Source organism: Alsobacter sp. R-9 (assembly GCF_054612375.1).
The window spans coordinates 80,353-95,535 of sequence record NZ_JBTSWJ010000014.1; the positions used below are offsets into that span (position 1 = coordinate 80,353).

Consider the following 15,183-nt stretch of genomic DNA (forward strand, 5'->3'; position numbering starts at 1 on the left):
GCCTCACTTGTCGTGGTTGGGGCGCGGGGGGACCTTGCGGCCGGCGTCGTACTCCTCCCAGCCGTGCCCGTTGAACGGGTCGACGCCGAGCTGGCGCATGACGTGGGGGAAGTCGACCATCACCCAGTTGTCGACGATCTTGCCGTCCTTGACCTTCCAGAAGTCCATGTAGCGGATCTCGACCCGCTTGCCGGTGGGCGGGATGCCCATGAACTCCCCGGAGTGGATGGCGTGCTGCGCGCCGAAGCAGGCGCCCCACTCGCCCTGGAAGAGGCGCGCCTCGTCGATCGCCACCTTGTCGGAGAAGGCGGCCTGGAAAGGACGCTGCCAGTTGTCCTGGAATTCCCTCAGGCCGTTCTTGGTGCCGCAGCCGGCATTGCCCATCCAGCGGAACGCCTCGTGGAAGAAGTCGGCGATGCCGTTGATCTTGTGGTCGTTCAGTCCGTCGACCATGCCCTCGATGACGCGGCGGGTCTCCTCGGTCTTCGAGAGGTCGTTGTCGCGGGTGAGGGGGGCCTGTTCGGGGCGGTTTCCGGCCATGCGGGTCATCCTTTCACGGCGCCGGCGGTGAGGCCGGACACGATCTGGCGCTGGAAGACCATGACGAGGAGGAACAGCGGCGCGGTGATCGACACCGCGGCGGCGATCGCCTCGATCTGGTCGGTGGAGGTGGTCTCGCGGTTGAAGTACTGGCTGATCGCCGGGACCATCGTCTGCGACTGCGCGTCGAGGAGCAGCGAGCAGACGAGGTAGTCGTTGTAGGCGAGCAGGAACGAGAACAGGCCCGTGGTGATCACGCCCGGCCACATCACCGGCATGATGACCCGGCGGAACGCCTCGAAGTAGGAGCAGCCGTCGACGCGGGCCGCCTCGTCGAGCTCGGCCGGGACGTTCTGGAAGAACGAGCGCAGCATCCAGATCGTGAAGGGCTGGTTGATCGCCACCAGCACGCCGATGACCGCCCACGGCTGGCCGTAGAGCGTCGGCGGCGCGGCGGAGAAGAGCTGCAGCACCGGGCCGAGGACAGGCGCCGTCCACAGGGGCATCAGCAGCTCGCGGCTGTTGATGAAGGGCGGCAGGTAGCCGGTGACGAGCACGGAGTGCGGCAGCGCGCGGAACACCAGCGCGGCGAGCAGCAGGAAGAATGCCACCCGTGCCGGCGTGCGCGCCAGCGCGTAGCCGGCCAGCGTGCCGAAGGTGAGCGAGATGATGACGACGCCCGCCGTCACCATCAGCGAGTTGAGGAAGTTGCGGTAGAAGCCGTGCCCCACCCACACCGCGACGTAGTGGCGGATGGTGAAGCCGAGGAGCGGCTCGGCCAGCCAGCCGAGCCCCGGCACCGCCTGGGCCACGGCATTGGCGCCGCGGATCGCGGGCGGCATCAGCCCGGCGACGACGACGAGCGCGCCCAGCGCCAGGACGAACCCGGCGAGCAGCCAGCCGACTGCCGCGCTGCCGCCGAACGAGAGGCCCGCCGCGAGCGTCTTCGCGAAGCGCGTGACGAGGACGTAGACGGCGACCAAGACGGCAAGGCCGAGCGCCATGTCGAGAAGCGACAGCCCCTCCCCTGCCGCGCGGGTCCGGGGCCCGGTGAGAACGGTCAGCGGGTCCGACGACAGCGCGTCGACCGGCAGCTTGAACGACATCACCGTGACCCACAGCAGCGGGAACAGGGCGAGCACCGTCCACACCGCGAGGACCGCGAAGACGGAGACCTTGACGGACAGCGGGGGCGGCAGGGCGCGGGGCGCGGCGCTCGTCATGATCAGCGCCTCCCGTAGTCGCGCCACGTGCGGCGGATGAGCGGGATGAGCAGGATGACGATGCCGATCATCGTGAGCATCGACGACGCCGACGCGCGGGCGATGGAGCGGTTGCCCGTGTTGTCGGGCATCAGCAGGTCGTAGGTCAGCCACTGCAGCGAGATGACGTAGGCCTGGCTGGAGAAGCCGACGACCTCGTCGAACACGCGGTAGGCGTCCATCAGGTGGATGAGCGAGACGAACACCACGAGCGGCATCAGGTGCGGCAGCACCACGTAGCGGAATCGCTCGAAGCGCGACGCGCCGTCCACCACCGAGGCATCGACCGCGTCCTGGTCGAGCGTCTGCAGGCCTGCGTAGAAGATGATGAAGGCGAAGGGCGCGTTGTGCCACACCCGGTAGAACATCATCAGCGCCTCGAGCGTCCACGTGTTGGACAGCAGCGAGACCCGCTGGCCGAGCAGCGCGCTCAGCGCCGCCGTCATCAGTCCGTCGCCGGTGAACAGCCACTTGATCGACAGCGCCCCGATGACCGGCGTGATGATGAAGGGCAGCAGCGACACGAAGATGATCGGCCCGCGCAGGCTCTGGACCGTGGCGTTGAGGGCGAGCGCCAGCCCCATGCCGACCGCGAGCATGATCGGAAGCGTGATGAAGGTGAAGGTCAGCGTGAAACGCAGCGCGCGGTAGAAGTCGATGGCGAGGATCGCGTTCACGCCGGCGAGGCCCTCGCCGAGGAGCCGCGACACCTCGCTGGTGCGCAGCAGCGTGCGGTAGTTGTCGAGCCCGACATAGACCGTCTCGCGCACGGGTTTTCCGTCGGGCCCCGCCACGGGGATGCTGCGGGTCTCCTTCTCGCAGCGGGGCGCGGGAAAGCCCGGCGTGCACTTCTCCACGACCTCGTCCCGGTAGACGACGCGCGTGTTGTAGAAACTCTGCATGAACACGCTGACGAGCGGCAGCGCGATGAACAGCACCATCATCACCATCGAGGGCGCGACGAAGGCGGCGAAGGTGCGGGTCCTCATGGTGCCGGCGTCCGGTTCCGCGCGGGGGTGCAGGGACGTGTGCAGCGGGCGCCGCCGGGACCGGCGGCGCCCGCCACGGATGCTACTTGATCAGCCCGGCCTCCTTGGCCGCGGTGACGTACTTGTCCTCGACCGCCTTGAGGGTCGCCTCGGCGGTGAGCTTGCCAGTGAAGAAGTCCGGCAGCGTCGAGCCGAGCGCCGAGTGCAGCAGGCCCATGCGGGGCGAGGCCGGGAAGCCGGGGGTGCCGGCGTTGAGGGTGGCCAGCGCGCCCTCGGCGGCCGGGCCGGGCTTGAAGCCCTCGACCAGCCACACGGCGTCGTCGTTGTTGGCGGTCACCATCTCCTTGTCGAGGCCTTCCATGAGCACGCGGAAGGCGGTTTCGGCCTGGTCGTCCGGGATGTTCCTGGCGATCACCGCGCCGTCCCACCACACGGTCGTCGCCGGCTTGCCGCCGGCCATGGCGAGCGGCGCCGCCGCCATCTTCACCTTGCCGACCACCGTCGACTCCTTGGGATCGTCGAGCGCGCCGGCGCGCGAGGCCCAGAAGTTGGCGATGGCGATCTTGCCCTGCTGGAACTGCTTCTGCACCACGGTGCTGTCGGCGTTCAGGTACTCGGGGTCCATGTAGGCCGTCAGCTTCTTCATCATGTCGAGCGTCTTCACCCCGGCGGGGCCGTTGACGGCCGGCATGTTGTTGGCGCCGAAGAACTCGCCGCCGAAGCCCATGTACATGTTGACGAAATCCTGGGCGAGGTTCCAGCCGGAGCGCATCGTCGCACCGATGGGCGTCGCCATCTCGCCCGACGCCTTGATCTTGGCGGCGGCGGCCAGCACGTCGTCGTAGGTCTTCGGCTCGGGGATGCCGAGCTTGTCGAAGATGTCCTTGCGGTACATGAGGTGCTGCGCGTTCACCATCATGGCGATGGCCATCACCTTGCCGTCGATCTTGACGAGCTGGGCGGGCTGCAGCTTCTGCCCGTACTTTGCCACGTAGGCATCGAGCGGCCGGATCAGGCCGCCGTTGAGCAGAGGCACGAAGGTCTCCGTGGCGACGCCGCCGATCTGGTAGAGCGCCGGGTTCGCCGAGAAGGCCGCGACGTGCTTCTTCGAGAAGTCCTGGTCGAGCTCCGCCTGGAAGTTGCCGCACTCGGCCATGGCCGACGTCACAGACTTCCACGCCTGGAAGCCTGCCGTCAGCGACTTCAGCGGCACGGTGTTCTGGAAGCTGCAGGCGGCATGGGCCGTCCCGGCCATGAGCAGCGACAGCGCGGTCGCCGCGACGATTGCCTTGATCTTCATGTCCATTCCCCTCCGTTGGTGAGCCGCCGCGTCGCGCCGGCCCGGTGATCGCCTCCGGCCCGTTCGGCCGGTCTCGGGTCTCAGGCCGGCGTGGGTTGGCCGGCGTCCATCCGGCCTCCCGTCGTCCTGTCGAACAGGTGGCAGTGGTCGGTCGCGAGGCGGAAACCCACGGGCTCGCCGATCTCGCCACGGAACGTCTTGGGCGCCTTGGCGGCGATGAGCGCCGCGCCCGAGCGCACGGTGACCAGTGTCGCGTCGCCGAGCAGCTCGACGCTGTAGATCGGAGCGGAAACCTCGGCTGTCTCCGGCGGCCCGAGCGACACGTCCTCGGCGCGGAAACCGAGCGTCACGCGGCCCGAGCCCGGCAGGCCGGGAACGCGGATTCCTGGCGCCTCGAAGACGCCGTCGGCGATGTCGCCGGCGACGAGGTTCATGGCGGGCGAGCCGATGAAGCCGGCGACGAAGGTGTTGGCCGGGCGGTCGTAGATCTCGCGCGGAGTGCCGACCTGCTGGAACTCGCCCTTGTTCATCACCACGACGCGGTCGGCGAGCGTCATCGCCTCGATCTGGTCGTGGGTGACGTAGATCGTCGTCACCTTCAGCTCGTGCTGGAGGTTCTTGATCTGGGCGCGGGTGGAGACCCGCAGCTTGGCGTCGAGGTTCGAGAGCGGCTCGTCCATGAGGAACACGGCGGGCTCGCGCACGATGGCGCGGGCGAGCGCGACGCGCTGGCGCTGGCCGCCCGAGAGCTCGCGCGGGCGGCGCTCGAGGAGCGCGCCCAGCTCGACCATCGCCGCCGCCTTGCGGACGCGCGCGTCGTGCGTCGCCGGATCCACGCGCCTGACCTTCAGCGGGAAGCGGATGTTCTCGTAGACGGAGAGGTTGGGGTAGAGGCCATAGTTCTGGAACACCATGGCCACGTCGCGGTCCTTGGGCTCGAGGTCGTTGACCACGCGCCCGCCGATGAGGATGTCGCCCTCGGTCGGGTCCTCGAGCCCGGCGATCATCCGCATCGTCGTGGTCTTGCCGCAGCCGGAGGGGCCCAGGAAGACGATGAACTCGCGGTCCGCGATGGTCAGGTCGATCGAGCGCACGCCGACGAACGAGCCCCAGCGCTTCGTGACGCCCTTGAGCGCGACCTCGACCATGCGGTGGAATCCTCCCGCTCTGGGGGCTGGAGCCAGGGGAACCCCGCGACCCTGCGGCGTTCCGGACGATCCTCTCCCATCACAGTAGGATAAGTTTGACTACGTATGCAACAGGGTCGTAGGCTCGCGATGCGAAGTTTGTCCGGAGAGGCGGCGATGACGGGTGAGGCGGACCACGTGGCGAACAAGCAGGCGGTGCGCGACGCGCTGGTGGCACTGGCGGAGGCGACGCCGGCGACGCTCGAGAAACGGCTCGCCGCCGCCTATCACCCCGACGCGGAGTGGCGCGGCTCCCATCCCCTCGACGAGATGCGGGGCACCGAGGCGATGGCCGCCACCGTGTGGCGCCCGCTGCTGCGCAGCTTCCCCGACCTCGAGCGCCGCGACGTGATCCTGATCGGCGGCAACTGGAACGGCGCCGACTTCGTCGCGGCCGTGGGCCACTACTGCGGCACCTTCCGGGAGGACTGGCTGACGATCCCGGCCACTGGGCGCACGATGTACCTGCGGTACGGCGAGGTGCACCGGGTCCGCGGCGGAAAGATCGACCAGAGCACCGTGCTGATCGACATCCTCGACGTCATCCGGCAGGCCGGCTTCTGGCCCATCGCGCCCAGCCTCGGCACGGAGGAAATGTGGCCGGCGCCCTTCACCGGCGACGGCATCGTGCTGACGCCGCAGGACCCGGCCGTCTCCGCCGCCTCGATCGCGCAGACGCTGGCGATGCACAGGACGCTCGGCGACTACGACGACACGAGCGGCCGCGGGCGCGAAGGCCTCCTGGAGATGCCGCAGAAGATCCACTGGCACCCACGAATGATGTGGTACGGGCCGGCCGGCATCGGCACCACGCGCGGCCTGCAGGGCTTCGTGGACTACCACCAGCTGCCCTTCCGCATCGCCTTCCCCAACCGGCGCGGCGGCAACCACTATGTCCGCTTCGGCGATGGCCCGTACTCGGTGACGTCCGGCTGGCCAAGCGTCTACGCGAAGCATCTCGGCGGCGGCTTCCTCGGCAGCGGCCCGACGGGACGCGACGTCACCATGCGGGTGATGGACTTCTACCTGCACCACGAGGGGCTCATCCGCGAGAACTGGGTGCCGCTCGACATCATCGACCTGCTCCGGCAGATGGATGTCGACGTGTTCGCACGGATGCAGAGCTTCTTCCGGCGCGGGCGGATCTAGAGCAAGCGCTCGGGTCAGGCCGGCCGCGGCAGGCGGGCCGACTTGCGCACCACGAGCCGCGCCGGCAGCACTGCGGCGCGGCGGTGGACGACGCGCTTCTCCACCTGCTCGAGCAGGATCGAGACGGTGGCGTCCACCATCTCCTGCGACGGCTGCGCCACGGTGGTCAGCGCATAGCCGCCCCAGCCCGATTCCGGCACGTCGTCGTAGCCGACGATCGACACGTCCTCGGGGACGCGAAGCCGCAGCTCGCCCCGCAGCACGTCGATCACGCCGAAGGCCATGTGGTCGTTGGCGACGAACACCGCATCCGGGCGCTCCCGCTCGCGGAACAGGGCTCGCGTCGCCTCCGCCGCCCCCGGCATCGTGTAGCCGCCGACGGCACGCGCGAAGAGCGTGTGGCCCCGCTCGGCGAGTCCCTTGCAGAAGCCGGCCTCGCGGTCGCGGCTGGTCGAGGAATCCTCGTGCCCCGCGATGAAGGCGATGCGCTTGTGCCCGCCGTCGACGAGCAGGTGGGCGAGCTGCCGCGCGCCCTCGAGATTGTCCGACGTGACGCTGCTGGCCGGGGAGGAAGGAACGTAGCGGTTGAAAAGCACCACCGGAATGCCGGAGTTCGCGCATTCGCGCGCCAGCGACGACGACAGGGTCGCCGAGGCCATGACGATCCCCTCGACCTGGTACTCCAGCATCTGCTGCACCACCCGGTCCTGGTCACCGGTGCCGGTCATGAACAGCAGGACCTGGTACCCGCGGTCCTGGAGCGACCGCGCGAGCTGCTCCAGCACGACCGGGTAGAAGTGGTTGTCGAGGTAGGCGACCAGCAGGGCGATGAGGCGGGACCTCCCGCTGATCATGGCCCGCGCGATGGCATTGGGGCGGTAGCCGAGTTCCTTGGCAGCCGCGAGCACGCGTTCGCGGGTCTTCGCCGACACGCTGGCGCCGGGCGAGAAGGTACGGCTGACGGCCGACTGGGAGACGTTGGCGAGGCGGGCGACGTCGGCGGACGTCACGGACGGCTTGGGCATGCCGCCATTCTGGCAAGCTTCAGCCCGCGCTTCCAGCCTGACGTGTAGAGAGGACGCGAGCTCGCCGCAGGCCGGGAGGACCCGTCCTGCGGCGCCTGCTGCGCGCGGCATGGGCCGCGACGCGTTACTCGATGATCTGAACGATGCGCCGGGTGCCCGGCTCGACGAGCACGGTGCGGCCGCCGATCACGGTGTAGCGGTACTGGGTCACGCCGACGTCGGGGCCGAAGGCGTACAGCTCGACGCTGGACGGAACGGTGGCGCCCGCCGAGACGGTGAACCCGGCCGGAGCCGGCACGGAGGCGTGCTTCTCCTTGACCACGTACTCCTTGATCTTCGTGCGCTGCTCGGGGGCGATGGTGATCGCGCCCGTCGTCTCCTGCTTGGTCGTCGTGGTCGTCGTCGAGGACTGGGCGAAGGCCGGGGCAGCCGAGGCGAGGAGCGCGGCGGCAGCGGCGAGCATGAGGGTGCGTTGCATGGGTAGCCTCCTTTGCATGAGGTTGACGCCGTAGCGTCCTGACACCTGCAACGCGTGGTCCGCTCCTTTGTTTCCCGGCAGGATGGCCGAGTGCGTCGCCCCGCATGCAGGCGAGCAAGCGGCCGCCTCAGCGCCTGAGGCTGTCGAGCAGGTCGCCCAGGAGAGGGTGCGGGAAGCGCCGGCGCCGCGAGATGGCGTAGAACGCCTCGCGGATGGCCTCGACCCGGCAGTGCTCGACCAGGAGCCCCGATGTCAGCTCGTCGCGCACCACCACCGGGGGCACGAGCGTGAGGGCGCGGCTCTCGCGGGCGACGAGGCGAAGCATCGCCATGTCGTCGACTTCGGCCAGGACCACGGGCGTGACGCCCGCATCGGCGCAAAGGCGGTCGAACGCAATCCTGAGCGTGCTGCCGCGTCCCGGCAGGACGAGAGGCACCCCCTCGAGGCCCTGCGGAAACGACAGTGGCGACGGGAGCACGCCCGGCCGCCCGACGAGGCTGACGGGTTGGTCGTCGACCAGATCGTTCTGCCAGTCGACATCGGCGTCCGTCGGAGCGGGCTGGTTCGCGAGCACGAGGTCCAGCGCGTGCGCTTCGAGCTGGGCCAGCAGGTCCTCCAGCGCTCCCGACCGGATGATGAGCTCGACGTCTCCCCGCGCCACCAGCGGGCCGAGGAGGGCGATCTGGAAGTTGCGCGACAGCGTCGCGGTGGCGCCCACCCGCAGCAGGTGCCCCCGGCCGCCGCCGAGGCCCCTGATCGTGTTGAGAAGCTCCTCGCCGGATCGGAACACGGTGCCGGCGTAGTCGAAGGCGATGCGTCCGGCCTCCGTCAGCTCCAGCCCACGGCCCCGCCGGTCGAACAGCGCGTGCCCGAGTTGGGCCTCCAGCTGCTGCAGCTGCACCGACAGCGACGAAGGAGACACCGCCAGCCGCCGAGCCGCCCGCGTCAGGCTGCCTTCCGTGGCGATGACCCAGAAGTAGCGGAGATGGTGGTAGTTCAGGAACGCCATGATCGTTCGATAAATCAGAACGACCTGTTTGACAATTTGAATTTTTGCGAAATCCGTAGTTTTGCTAATCCCGGGGCCGACCTTCACCCGGACCGGCCCCATGACCTCGATCCTGCCCTGGCTCATCCTCCTCGCCCCGGCCCTGCCGGCGGTCGCCGCCCTTCCTCTTCTCGCGGAGCGGCCTCCGCGCCGCCTGGCCGACATCGCCTTCGCCGCCGCACTCGCCGCCCTGGCGGTCGCGGTGACGGTGGCCGCGGCGGTCCTCGTGCGCGGGCCGGTGGCGACGCCGACGCTGGGCATGGCCGGGATCGGGCTCGGCGTTTACGCCGACACGCTCTCGGCCCTGATGACGATCCTCGTCGCCTTCATCGGCGTCGTCGTCGTGCGCTACAGCCGCAACTACCTCGACGGCGACCCGCGGCACGGCGACTTCATCCGCTGGCTGTCGCTGACGCTCGCCGCCGTTCTGCTGCTGACCGTCGCCGGCAACATGGCGCTGCTCATCGCGGCATGGGTCGGCACGAGCATCGGCCTCAACCGGCTCCTGCTGTTCTACGGCAACCGGCCGGCTGCCCGGCTCGCGGCCCGCAAGAAGTTCGTGGTGAGCCGGCTCGGCGACCTCTGCCTCGTCATCGCGGCCGCGCTGCTCTTCGCCCAGTTCGGCCGGCTCGACTTCGCCGGGATCTTCGCCGGCGCCGAGTCGCTCAAGGCGGCCGGGCAGGCGCCCGCGGCCGTCACCACCGCCGCGGTGCTGGTCGCCGTCGCCGCGTTGCTGAAGTCCGCCCAGTTCCCCACCCACGGCTGGCTGCTGGAGGTGATGGAGACGCCCACCCCGGTGTCGGCGCTGCTGCATGCCGGCATCATCAACGCCGGCGGCTTCCTCGTGCTGCGGATGGCCGACGTGATGGTGCTACCCGGGCCGGCCCTCCACGTCCTTGCGCTGGTCGGCGGCTTCACCGCCCTCTTCGGGTCGGTGGTCATGCTGACGCAGACCTCCATCAAGGTCTCGCTCGCCTGGTCCACGGTCGCGCAGATGGGCTTCATGATGCTGCAATGCGGCCTCGGGGCCTTCCCGGCCGCCTTCCTGCACATCGTCGCGCACTCGCTCTACAAGGCCCACGCCTTCCTCTCCTCGGGCAGCGTCATCGACCTCGCCCGGGCCTCGTGGACGCCCTCGCCCGGCGGCCAGCCCCACCCCGCCCGTCTCGTGCTGGCGCTCGTCACGGTGCTGGCGGTCGCCTCGGTCGTCGCCTCGCTCTTCGGCGCGACGCTGATGCAGAAGCCGGGAGCCTTCGTGCTCGGCGCCATCCTGGCGATGGGTCTGGTGCACCTCATCGGGAGCGCCATCGACGAGCGGCCGAACGGCTACGTCGTCGGCCGGGCCATGGCGATGGCCGCGGTGGTGACCACCGCCTACTTCGCGCTGCAGGCGGCGGCCGAGTGGCTCACCCGCGCGAGCCTGCCGGCCACGGCGCCGCTGGAGGGCCCGCTCGACCTGGTGATCGCGGTGCTCGCCATCGTCGCCTTCGCCGCCCTGACGGTGTTCCAGAGCCAGATGGCCCGCCACGCCGGCGAGCCGCGCTGGCAGCGTCTCTACGCCCACCTCGCCAACGGCTTCTACGTTAACACCATCGCCAATCGCTGGGTGCTGAAGCTGTGGCCAGGCACCGGCCGCGCCTCCGCCTGATCCATCCTCCCGCTCGAGAGGGACTGCCATGTCCGCCCAGCTCGTCTCCGCCGATCCCTTCGTCACGGCCGCCAACGACCACGAGGCCGCCGTCGCGGCGGCCATCAAGGGAGCCTGCCGCAAGATCGCGCCGCTCTGGCCGCTCAAGCACTTCGTCGCGGTGAACCCGTTCCTCGGCTTCACCGGCCAGTCCTTCGCCTCGACCTGCGCGACGCTGAAGCGGGTCGCCGGGACGGAGATGCTGATGCCGCGCGACTTCTACCGCGAGGCGCTCGCGGCGGGCGCCATCGACGACGCAGCCCTGGGCCAGGCCCTGGCCGAGATGCCCGGCCTCGCCGGCGTCCCCGGCGATATCGACGGCCTCAAGGCTGCAAGCCGGCGTCCCGTCGGCCAGGCGAAGGCCCCGCCGGCCGTCGTAGCGACGGTCGCGGAAGTGCTGGACAAGGTCTCCGGCGGCGATCGTCAGGCCTCGCTCGTCGCGTTCATGATCGACGAGATCTCGCGCTGGTGCGCCGGCTATTTCGACGAAGGGCAGGCCATCTGGCGGATGCCGGGGCGGACGCTGCGGCCCTACGCGGCGTGGCGGCTCCTCGCCGCCCACGATCTCAACGCCGAGGCGATGGGCATCGCCGGGTTCAGGACGTCGGTGCTCGACCTGCCCGAAGATCCGGTGGCGGCCATCCGCGAGGTGGTGGACCGGCTGGGCATTCCGGAGCGGGCGGTGGAGGACTACCTCCACCGGGCGCTGTTCGACATCGGCGGCTGGGCCGCCTACGCCCGCTACATCGGCTGGAACGCGGAGCTCGACGGGCGCGAGGACGACACCCTCGTGCAGCTGCTCGCGATCCGCATCGCCTATGGCTGGGGCCTCTTCAACGCGCGCAGGGACGACGCCTTCCGGCAGGCCTGGGCCGCCGCGATGAAGGCCGCCGCAGCGCTGCCGGAGGACGAGCGGCTGGGCGACGACCCGGAGCTCGCGCTCGACCTCGTGCTGCATCACGCCTACGAGATCGCCTTCCGCCGGACGCTGACCGCCCGGATCCGCGAGCACAACGCGGCCGCCCGGCCGGTGCAGCTGCCGGCCCGGCGGGCCGTGCAGGCCGCCTTCTGCATCGACGTGCGGTCGGAGGTACTGCGGAGGGCCTTCGAGACGGTGTGCCCGAAGGCCGAGACGGTCGGCTTCGCCGGGTTCTTCGGCTTTCCAATCGAGTACGTCCCGATCGGCCACTCGCGGGGCGGGGCGCAATGCCCCGTTCTGCTGAAGCCGAGCTTCATCGTCTGCGAGAGCGTCAAGGGCGCCTCCGAGGAGGAGGAGACGGAAGTGCTCGGCCTGCGGCTGCTGCGGCGGCGGGCCGCCAAGGCCTGGAAGGCGTTCAAGGTGTCCGCGGTGTCCTCGTTCTCCTACGTCGAGACGGCGGGCCTGCTCTTCGCCGGCAAGATCGTTTCGGACAGCGCCGGCCTCACCCGCACCGTCGCCAACCCCATGGTGGACGGGATCGACACGAGCGTGACCAGGCGGGTGCGGCCGCGGCTGCGGGCGTTGACCGTCGGTGGACGCCAGACGGGCTTCACCCCCGAGCAGCGCGTCGCCATGGCCGAGGCGGTGCTGAAGGCGATGTCGATGACGGGCGACTTCGCCCGCCTCGTGCTGCTCGCCGGCCACGGCTCCACCACGGTGAACAACCCCCACGCCTCGGGCCTCGACTGTGGCGCCTGCGGTGGCCACACCGGCGAGGCGAACGCCAGGGTCGCCGCGGCGATCCTCAACGATCCGGAGGTGCGGCAGGGCCTTGCCCGGGCCGGGATCGCCGTCCCCGCCGACACGTGGTTCCTCGCGGCCCAGCACGACACCACCACCGACGAGGTCACGATCTTCGACCGCGACGACGTTCCGTCATCGCACCTGGAGGATCTCGCCGCGCTCGAGGTGTGGCTGCAGCAGGCCTCCGCGCTGGCGCGGATGGAACGCGCGTCGCTGCTCGGCCTCGATGCCGCCGAGGGCAGCGTCGACGAGGGAATCCTCGCCCGCAGCCGGGACTGGTCGCAGGTGCGGCCCGAGTGGGGCCTCGCCGGCAACGCCGCCTTCATCGCCGCGCCGCGCGAGCGGACGCAGGGCCTCGACCTCGCAGGCCGGTCGTTCCTCCACAGCTACGACCATGCGCAGGACAGCGGCCACAAGGTGCTGGAACTGATCATGACCGCGCCCATGGTCGTCGCGAGCTGGATCAACCTGCAGTACTTCGGCTCGACGGTGAACAACTCGGCCTTCGGCGCCGGCAACAAGGCGCTGCACAACGTGGTGGGCCAGCTCGGCGTGCTCGAGGGCAATGCCGGCGACCTCAAGGTCGGCCTGCCCTGGCAGTCGGTGCACGACGGGACGCGCTTCGTGCACGAGCCGCACCGGCTCAACGTCTTCATCGAGGCGCCCGAGGCGGCGATGGATGGCGTCATCGCCCGGAACCCCGGCGTGAGGGACCTCGTCGACAATGGCTGGGTGCACCTGCACGCCCTCGCCGACGAGGGCCGGACGATCCGCCGCTACCGGGGGCTCGGCCGGTGGGAAACCTGCTGAGGATCAGGGAGGGCTCTGCACGCCGGCGGTCGTCCCGCCCGCCGGCGAGCGGCCCGAGGTGACCCCGCCGGCCGGCTGGTGCTGGCTGGCGAGGAAGCCGCGGGGATCGGGCTTGGCGGCATCTCCGACACGGGTCGAGCCCTTCACGGCGAAGGCATCGCCGGCGTTGCGACGCAGGCCCTCCTCGAGGACGGCATAGGCGCCCGCGGCGATCGCGATGACGGCGACGCAGGCCAGAAGGAAGATGCGCACCGCTGCCTCCTACTCCGCCGGCTGGCGCCGGCCGGGCCGCGCGAGCGCTCCCGGATCCTCGCCCAGCCGCTCGACCCACAGCGAATGATGGCTCCGGGCCCAGTTGAGGTCGACGTCGCCGCGGGCCATGCCGTCGAACGAGCCCCGGACACCCCACACGCCGAGGTAGATGTGACCGATGATGACGGCGATCATCACGGCCGCCACCAGCGTGTGGAGCGACTGCACCAGTTGCATGCCATTCACCGACAGCGACGCGGTCGGGATCATCATGAGCACTCCGGTCACGCCCATCGCCAGGCCACCGAGGATGCTGACCCAGTAGATGAGCTTCTGCCCGGCATTGAATTTCTCGGCCGGGGGATGCTCATGCGAGACGATGCCGCCACCGCGCCGCAGCCACTGCCAGTCCACACGGTGGAAGAGGTTGTGACGCATCCAGACCCCGGCCATCAGCAGGATGCCAAGCAGGAAGGCGTAGCCGGTGAAGTTGTGCGCGACGAGCGCCCATCCGCTCCACGCGGCGAAGGCGCGGTCGCCCATCCATGGTTGCAGGATGAGGCGGCCGAAGACGACATTGAGGCCCGTGAGCGCCAGCACGACGAAGCTCACTGCCGTCATCCAGTGCATGAACCGGTCACAGGCGGTGAAGCGACGGACCCGCCGTCCTTCCGGGTCCGGCGTGTATCGCTGCGCACCCACCAGCAGCGCGAGCGCCAGCACCGCGAGGATGGCCAGACCGAACAGGATCGCGTGCGTCCAGCGGGACGGACCCACGCGGAAATCCCGCCACGTTCGCCCTTCAGGTTGGACCAGCACGGCGGCCTTGGCGTCGGGGATGTAGACGTTGCCGCGCACCGGGCCGTCGGGCATGGCCGACTGCCGCAGCACGTTCATGAGTTGCTGTTCGGTCGCTTCGGGCGCCCGGCTCGGATTGGGATGGACGCCGCGATCCTGCGCCGCGTTCGAACCGACCCCTCCGGGGGCGGGTTGCTGGGCAAGGGCGGGCGTCCCCAGGACAAGTGCCGCGAGCAGAAGGATCGGAAGGAGCCGCGCCGCGTGCCTCATGCCTGCCTCCCGCTTTCCGTGCGGCTGCCGCCGGGCCAGGTGGAGTTGCCGGCGCCGACGGGGGCGGGGCTGTCGCGGTACGCCGTCGACCATCCCCACGCCACCGAGCCATAGCCACGTCTCAGCACGCGCTCGCGATAGATGGTCGCGATGATCTCCCCGTCGCCGGCGAGCAGGGCCTTCGTCGAGCACATCTCGGAGCAGAGCGGAAGCTTGCCTTCGGCGAGACGGTTGCGGCCGTAAAGGGCGAAGGTCTCGGGCGAGTCGGCTGTCTCCGGCCCACCGGCGCAGTAGGTGCACTTGTCCATCTTGCCGCGCGAGGAGAAGTTCGTGGCCTTGGGGTACTGCGGCGCGCCGAACGGACACGCGTAGAAGCAGTAGCCGCACCCGATGCAGAGCTCCTTGGAGTGGAGCACCACCCCGTCGGCCGTTTTCAGGAAGCAGTCGACGGGGCAGACGCTCGCGCAGGGCGCGTCGGTGCAGTGCATGCACGCCATCGACACGGACCGCTCGCCGGGCATGCCGTCGTTGAGTGTCACCACCCGGCGGCGGTTGATGCCCCAGGGCACCTCGTGCTCGTTCTTGCAGGCCGTGACGCAGGCATTGCACTCGATGCAGCGCTCGGCGTCGCACAGGAACTTCATGCGGGGCATGACGACGCTCCT

Annotated in this window: 13 protein-coding genes and 1 pseudogene; 3 read left to right on the forward strand and 11 right to left on the reverse strand. The window is 69.9% G+C overall.

What is annotated here, in order from left to right:
* Window positions 1–3 precede the first annotated feature (3 nt).
* The 5 genes from ACX9GQ_RS20255 to ACX9GQ_RS20275 form a co-directional block, all read right to left on the reverse strand.
* Window positions 4–540: an ester cyclase gene (locus ACX9GQ_RS20255; protein ID WP_459631406.1), complete on the reverse strand. Its 537-nt coding sequence runs from the start codon at window positions 538–540 to the stop codon at window positions 4–6.
* Window positions 541–545: 5 nt separating this feature from the next.
* Complete coding sequence (locus tag ACX9GQ_RS20260; protein ID WP_459631407.1) at window positions 546–1,763, reverse strand: carbohydrate ABC transporter permease; 1,218 nt, start codon at window positions 1,761–1,763, stop codon at window positions 546–548.
* 2 nt (window positions 1,764–1,765) lie between these two features.
* Window positions 1,766–2,791 (reverse strand): carbohydrate ABC transporter permease, encoded by a 1,026-nt coding sequence (locus ACX9GQ_RS20265; RefSeq protein WP_459631408.1) that lies wholly within the window; start codon window positions 2,789–2,791, stop codon window positions 1,766–1,768.
* An 82-nt stretch (window positions 2,792–2,873) separates the two neighbouring features.
* Window positions 2,874–4,091 (reverse strand): ABC transporter substrate-binding protein, encoded by a 1,218-nt coding sequence (locus ACX9GQ_RS20270; RefSeq protein ID WP_459631409.1) that lies wholly within the window; start codon window positions 4,089–4,091, stop codon window positions 2,874–2,876.
* A gap of 80 nt (window positions 4,092–4,171) precedes the next feature.
* A complete protein-coding gene (locus ACX9GQ_RS20275; RefSeq protein ID WP_459631410.1) occupies window positions 4,172–5,239 on the reverse strand; it encodes an ABC transporter ATP-binding protein in 1,068 nt (355 codons plus the stop codon).
* A gap of 156 nt (window positions 5,240–5,395) precedes the next feature.
* Here ACX9GQ_RS20275 and ACX9GQ_RS20280 point away from each other — a divergent pair, with 156 nt between their 5' ends.
* Window positions 5,396–6,427 (forward strand): nuclear transport factor 2 family protein, encoded by a 1,032-nt coding sequence (locus ACX9GQ_RS20280; protein ID WP_459631411.1) that lies wholly within the window; start codon window positions 5,396–5,398, stop codon window positions 6,425–6,427.
* Window positions 6,428–6,441: 14 nt separating this feature from the next.
* On the opposite strand, the gene ACX9GQ_RS20285 is transcribed toward ACX9GQ_RS20280, so the two are convergent.
* The 3 genes from ACX9GQ_RS20285 to ACX9GQ_RS20295 all read right to left on the reverse strand — a co-directional run bounded on the left by ACX9GQ_RS20285 (window position 6,442) and on the right by ACX9GQ_RS20295 (window position 8,939).
* The gene (locus tag ACX9GQ_RS20285; RefSeq protein ID WP_459631412.1) at window positions 6,442–7,452 is read right to left on the reverse strand and encodes a LacI family DNA-binding transcriptional regulator; all 1,011 of its coding nucleotides are present in this window, start codon (window positions 7,450–7,452) and stop codon (window positions 6,442–6,444) included.
* Between the two features lie 124 nt (window positions 7,453–7,576).
* Window positions 7,577–7,930: a DUF1236 domain-containing protein gene (locus ACX9GQ_RS20290; protein ID WP_459631413.1), complete on the reverse strand. Its 354-nt coding sequence runs from the start codon at window positions 7,928–7,930 to the stop codon at window positions 7,577–7,579.
* A 127-nt stretch (window positions 7,931–8,057) separates the two neighbouring features.
* Complete coding sequence (locus ACX9GQ_RS20295) at window positions 8,058–8,939, reverse strand: LysR family transcriptional regulator (protein ID WP_459631414.1); 882 nt, start codon at window positions 8,937–8,939, stop codon at window positions 8,058–8,060.
* A gap of 100 nt (window positions 8,940–9,039) precedes the next feature.
* Here ACX9GQ_RS20295 and ACX9GQ_RS20300 point away from each other — a divergent pair, with 100 nt between their 5' ends.
* Both ACX9GQ_RS20300 and ACX9GQ_RS20305 read left to right on the forward strand, forming a co-directional pair.
* The gene (locus ACX9GQ_RS20300; protein WP_459631415.1) at window positions 9,040–10,626 is read left to right on the forward strand and encodes an NADH-quinone oxidoreductase subunit L; all 1,587 of its coding nucleotides are present in this window, start codon (window positions 9,040–9,042) and stop codon (window positions 10,624–10,626) included.
* Between the two features lie 28 nt (window positions 10,627–10,654).
* A complete protein-coding gene (locus ACX9GQ_RS20305) occupies window positions 10,655–13,198 on the forward strand; it encodes a YbcC family protein (RefSeq protein ID WP_459631416.1) in 2,544 nt (847 codons plus the stop codon).
* Window positions 13,199–13,201: 3 nt separating this feature from the next.
* Here ACX9GQ_RS20305 and ACX9GQ_RS20310 read toward each other — a convergent pair whose 3' ends face one another.
* From ACX9GQ_RS20310 to fdh3B, 3 genes and pseudogenes are all read right to left on the reverse strand, one after another.
* Window positions 13,202–13,450: a hypothetical protein gene (locus ACX9GQ_RS20310; protein WP_459631417.1), complete on the reverse strand. Its 249-nt coding sequence runs from the start codon at window positions 13,448–13,450 to the stop codon at window positions 13,202–13,204.
* A gap of 9 nt (window positions 13,451–13,459) precedes the next feature.
* Entirely contained in the window at window positions 13,460–14,518 is a 1,059-nt protein-coding gene (locus ACX9GQ_RS20315) for a formate dehydrogenase subunit gamma (protein WP_459631418.1), read from the reverse strand.
* Window positions 14,519–14,583: 65 nt separating this feature from the next.
* Window positions 14,584–15,171 (reverse strand): annotated as a pseudogene (fdh3B, locus tag ACX9GQ_RS20320) (formate dehydrogenase FDH3 subunit beta); the annotation flags it as partial.
* Between the last annotated feature and the right edge of the window lie 12 nt (window positions 15,172–15,183).

Coding starts and splice junctions, on each gene's coding strand:
- ACX9GQ_RS20290 (WP_459631413.1), bottom strand. CDS start 7,930: ATGCAACGCACCCTCATGCTCGCCGCTGCCGCCGCGCTCCTCGCCTCG.
- ACX9GQ_RS20295 (WP_459631414.1), bottom strand. CDS start 8,939: ATGGCGTTCCTGAACTACCACCATCTCCGCTACTTCTGGGTCATCGCC.
- ACX9GQ_RS20285 (WP_459631412.1), bottom strand. CDS start 7,452: ATGCCCAAGCCGTCCGTGACGTCCGCCGACGTCGCCCGCCTCGCCAAC.
- ACX9GQ_RS20300 (WP_459631415.1), top strand. CDS start 9,040: ATGACCTCGATCCTGCCCTGGCTCATCCTCCTCGCCCCGGCCCTGCCG.
- ACX9GQ_RS20280 (WP_459631411.1), top strand. CDS start 5,396: ATGACGGGTGAGGCGGACCACGTGGCGAACAAGCAGGCGGTGCGCGAC.
- ACX9GQ_RS20260 (WP_459631407.1), bottom strand. CDS start 1,763: ATGACGAGCGCCGCGCCCCGCGCCCTGCCGCCCCCGCTGTCCGTCAAG.
- ACX9GQ_RS20270 (WP_459631409.1), bottom strand. CDS start 4,091: ATGAAGATCAAGGCAATCGTCGCGGCGACCGCGCTGTCGCTGCTCATG.
- ACX9GQ_RS20265 (WP_459631408.1), bottom strand. CDS start 2,791: ATGAGGACCCGCACCTTCGCCGCCTTCGTCGCGCCCTCGATGGTGATG.
- ACX9GQ_RS20255 (WP_459631406.1), bottom strand. CDS start 540: ATGGCCGGAAACCGCCCCGAACAGGCCCCCCTCACCCGCGACAACGAC.
- ACX9GQ_RS20275 (WP_459631410.1), bottom strand. CDS start 5,239: ATGGTCGAGGTCGCGCTCAAGGGCGTCACGAAGCGCTGGGGCTCGTTC.
- ACX9GQ_RS20305 (WP_459631416.1), top strand. CDS start 10,655: ATGTCCGCCCAGCTCGTCTCCGCCGATCCCTTCGTCACGGCCGCCAAC.
- ACX9GQ_RS20315 (WP_459631418.1), bottom strand. CDS start 14,518: ATGAGGCACGCGGCGCGGCTCCTTCCGATCCTTCTGCTCGCGGCACTT.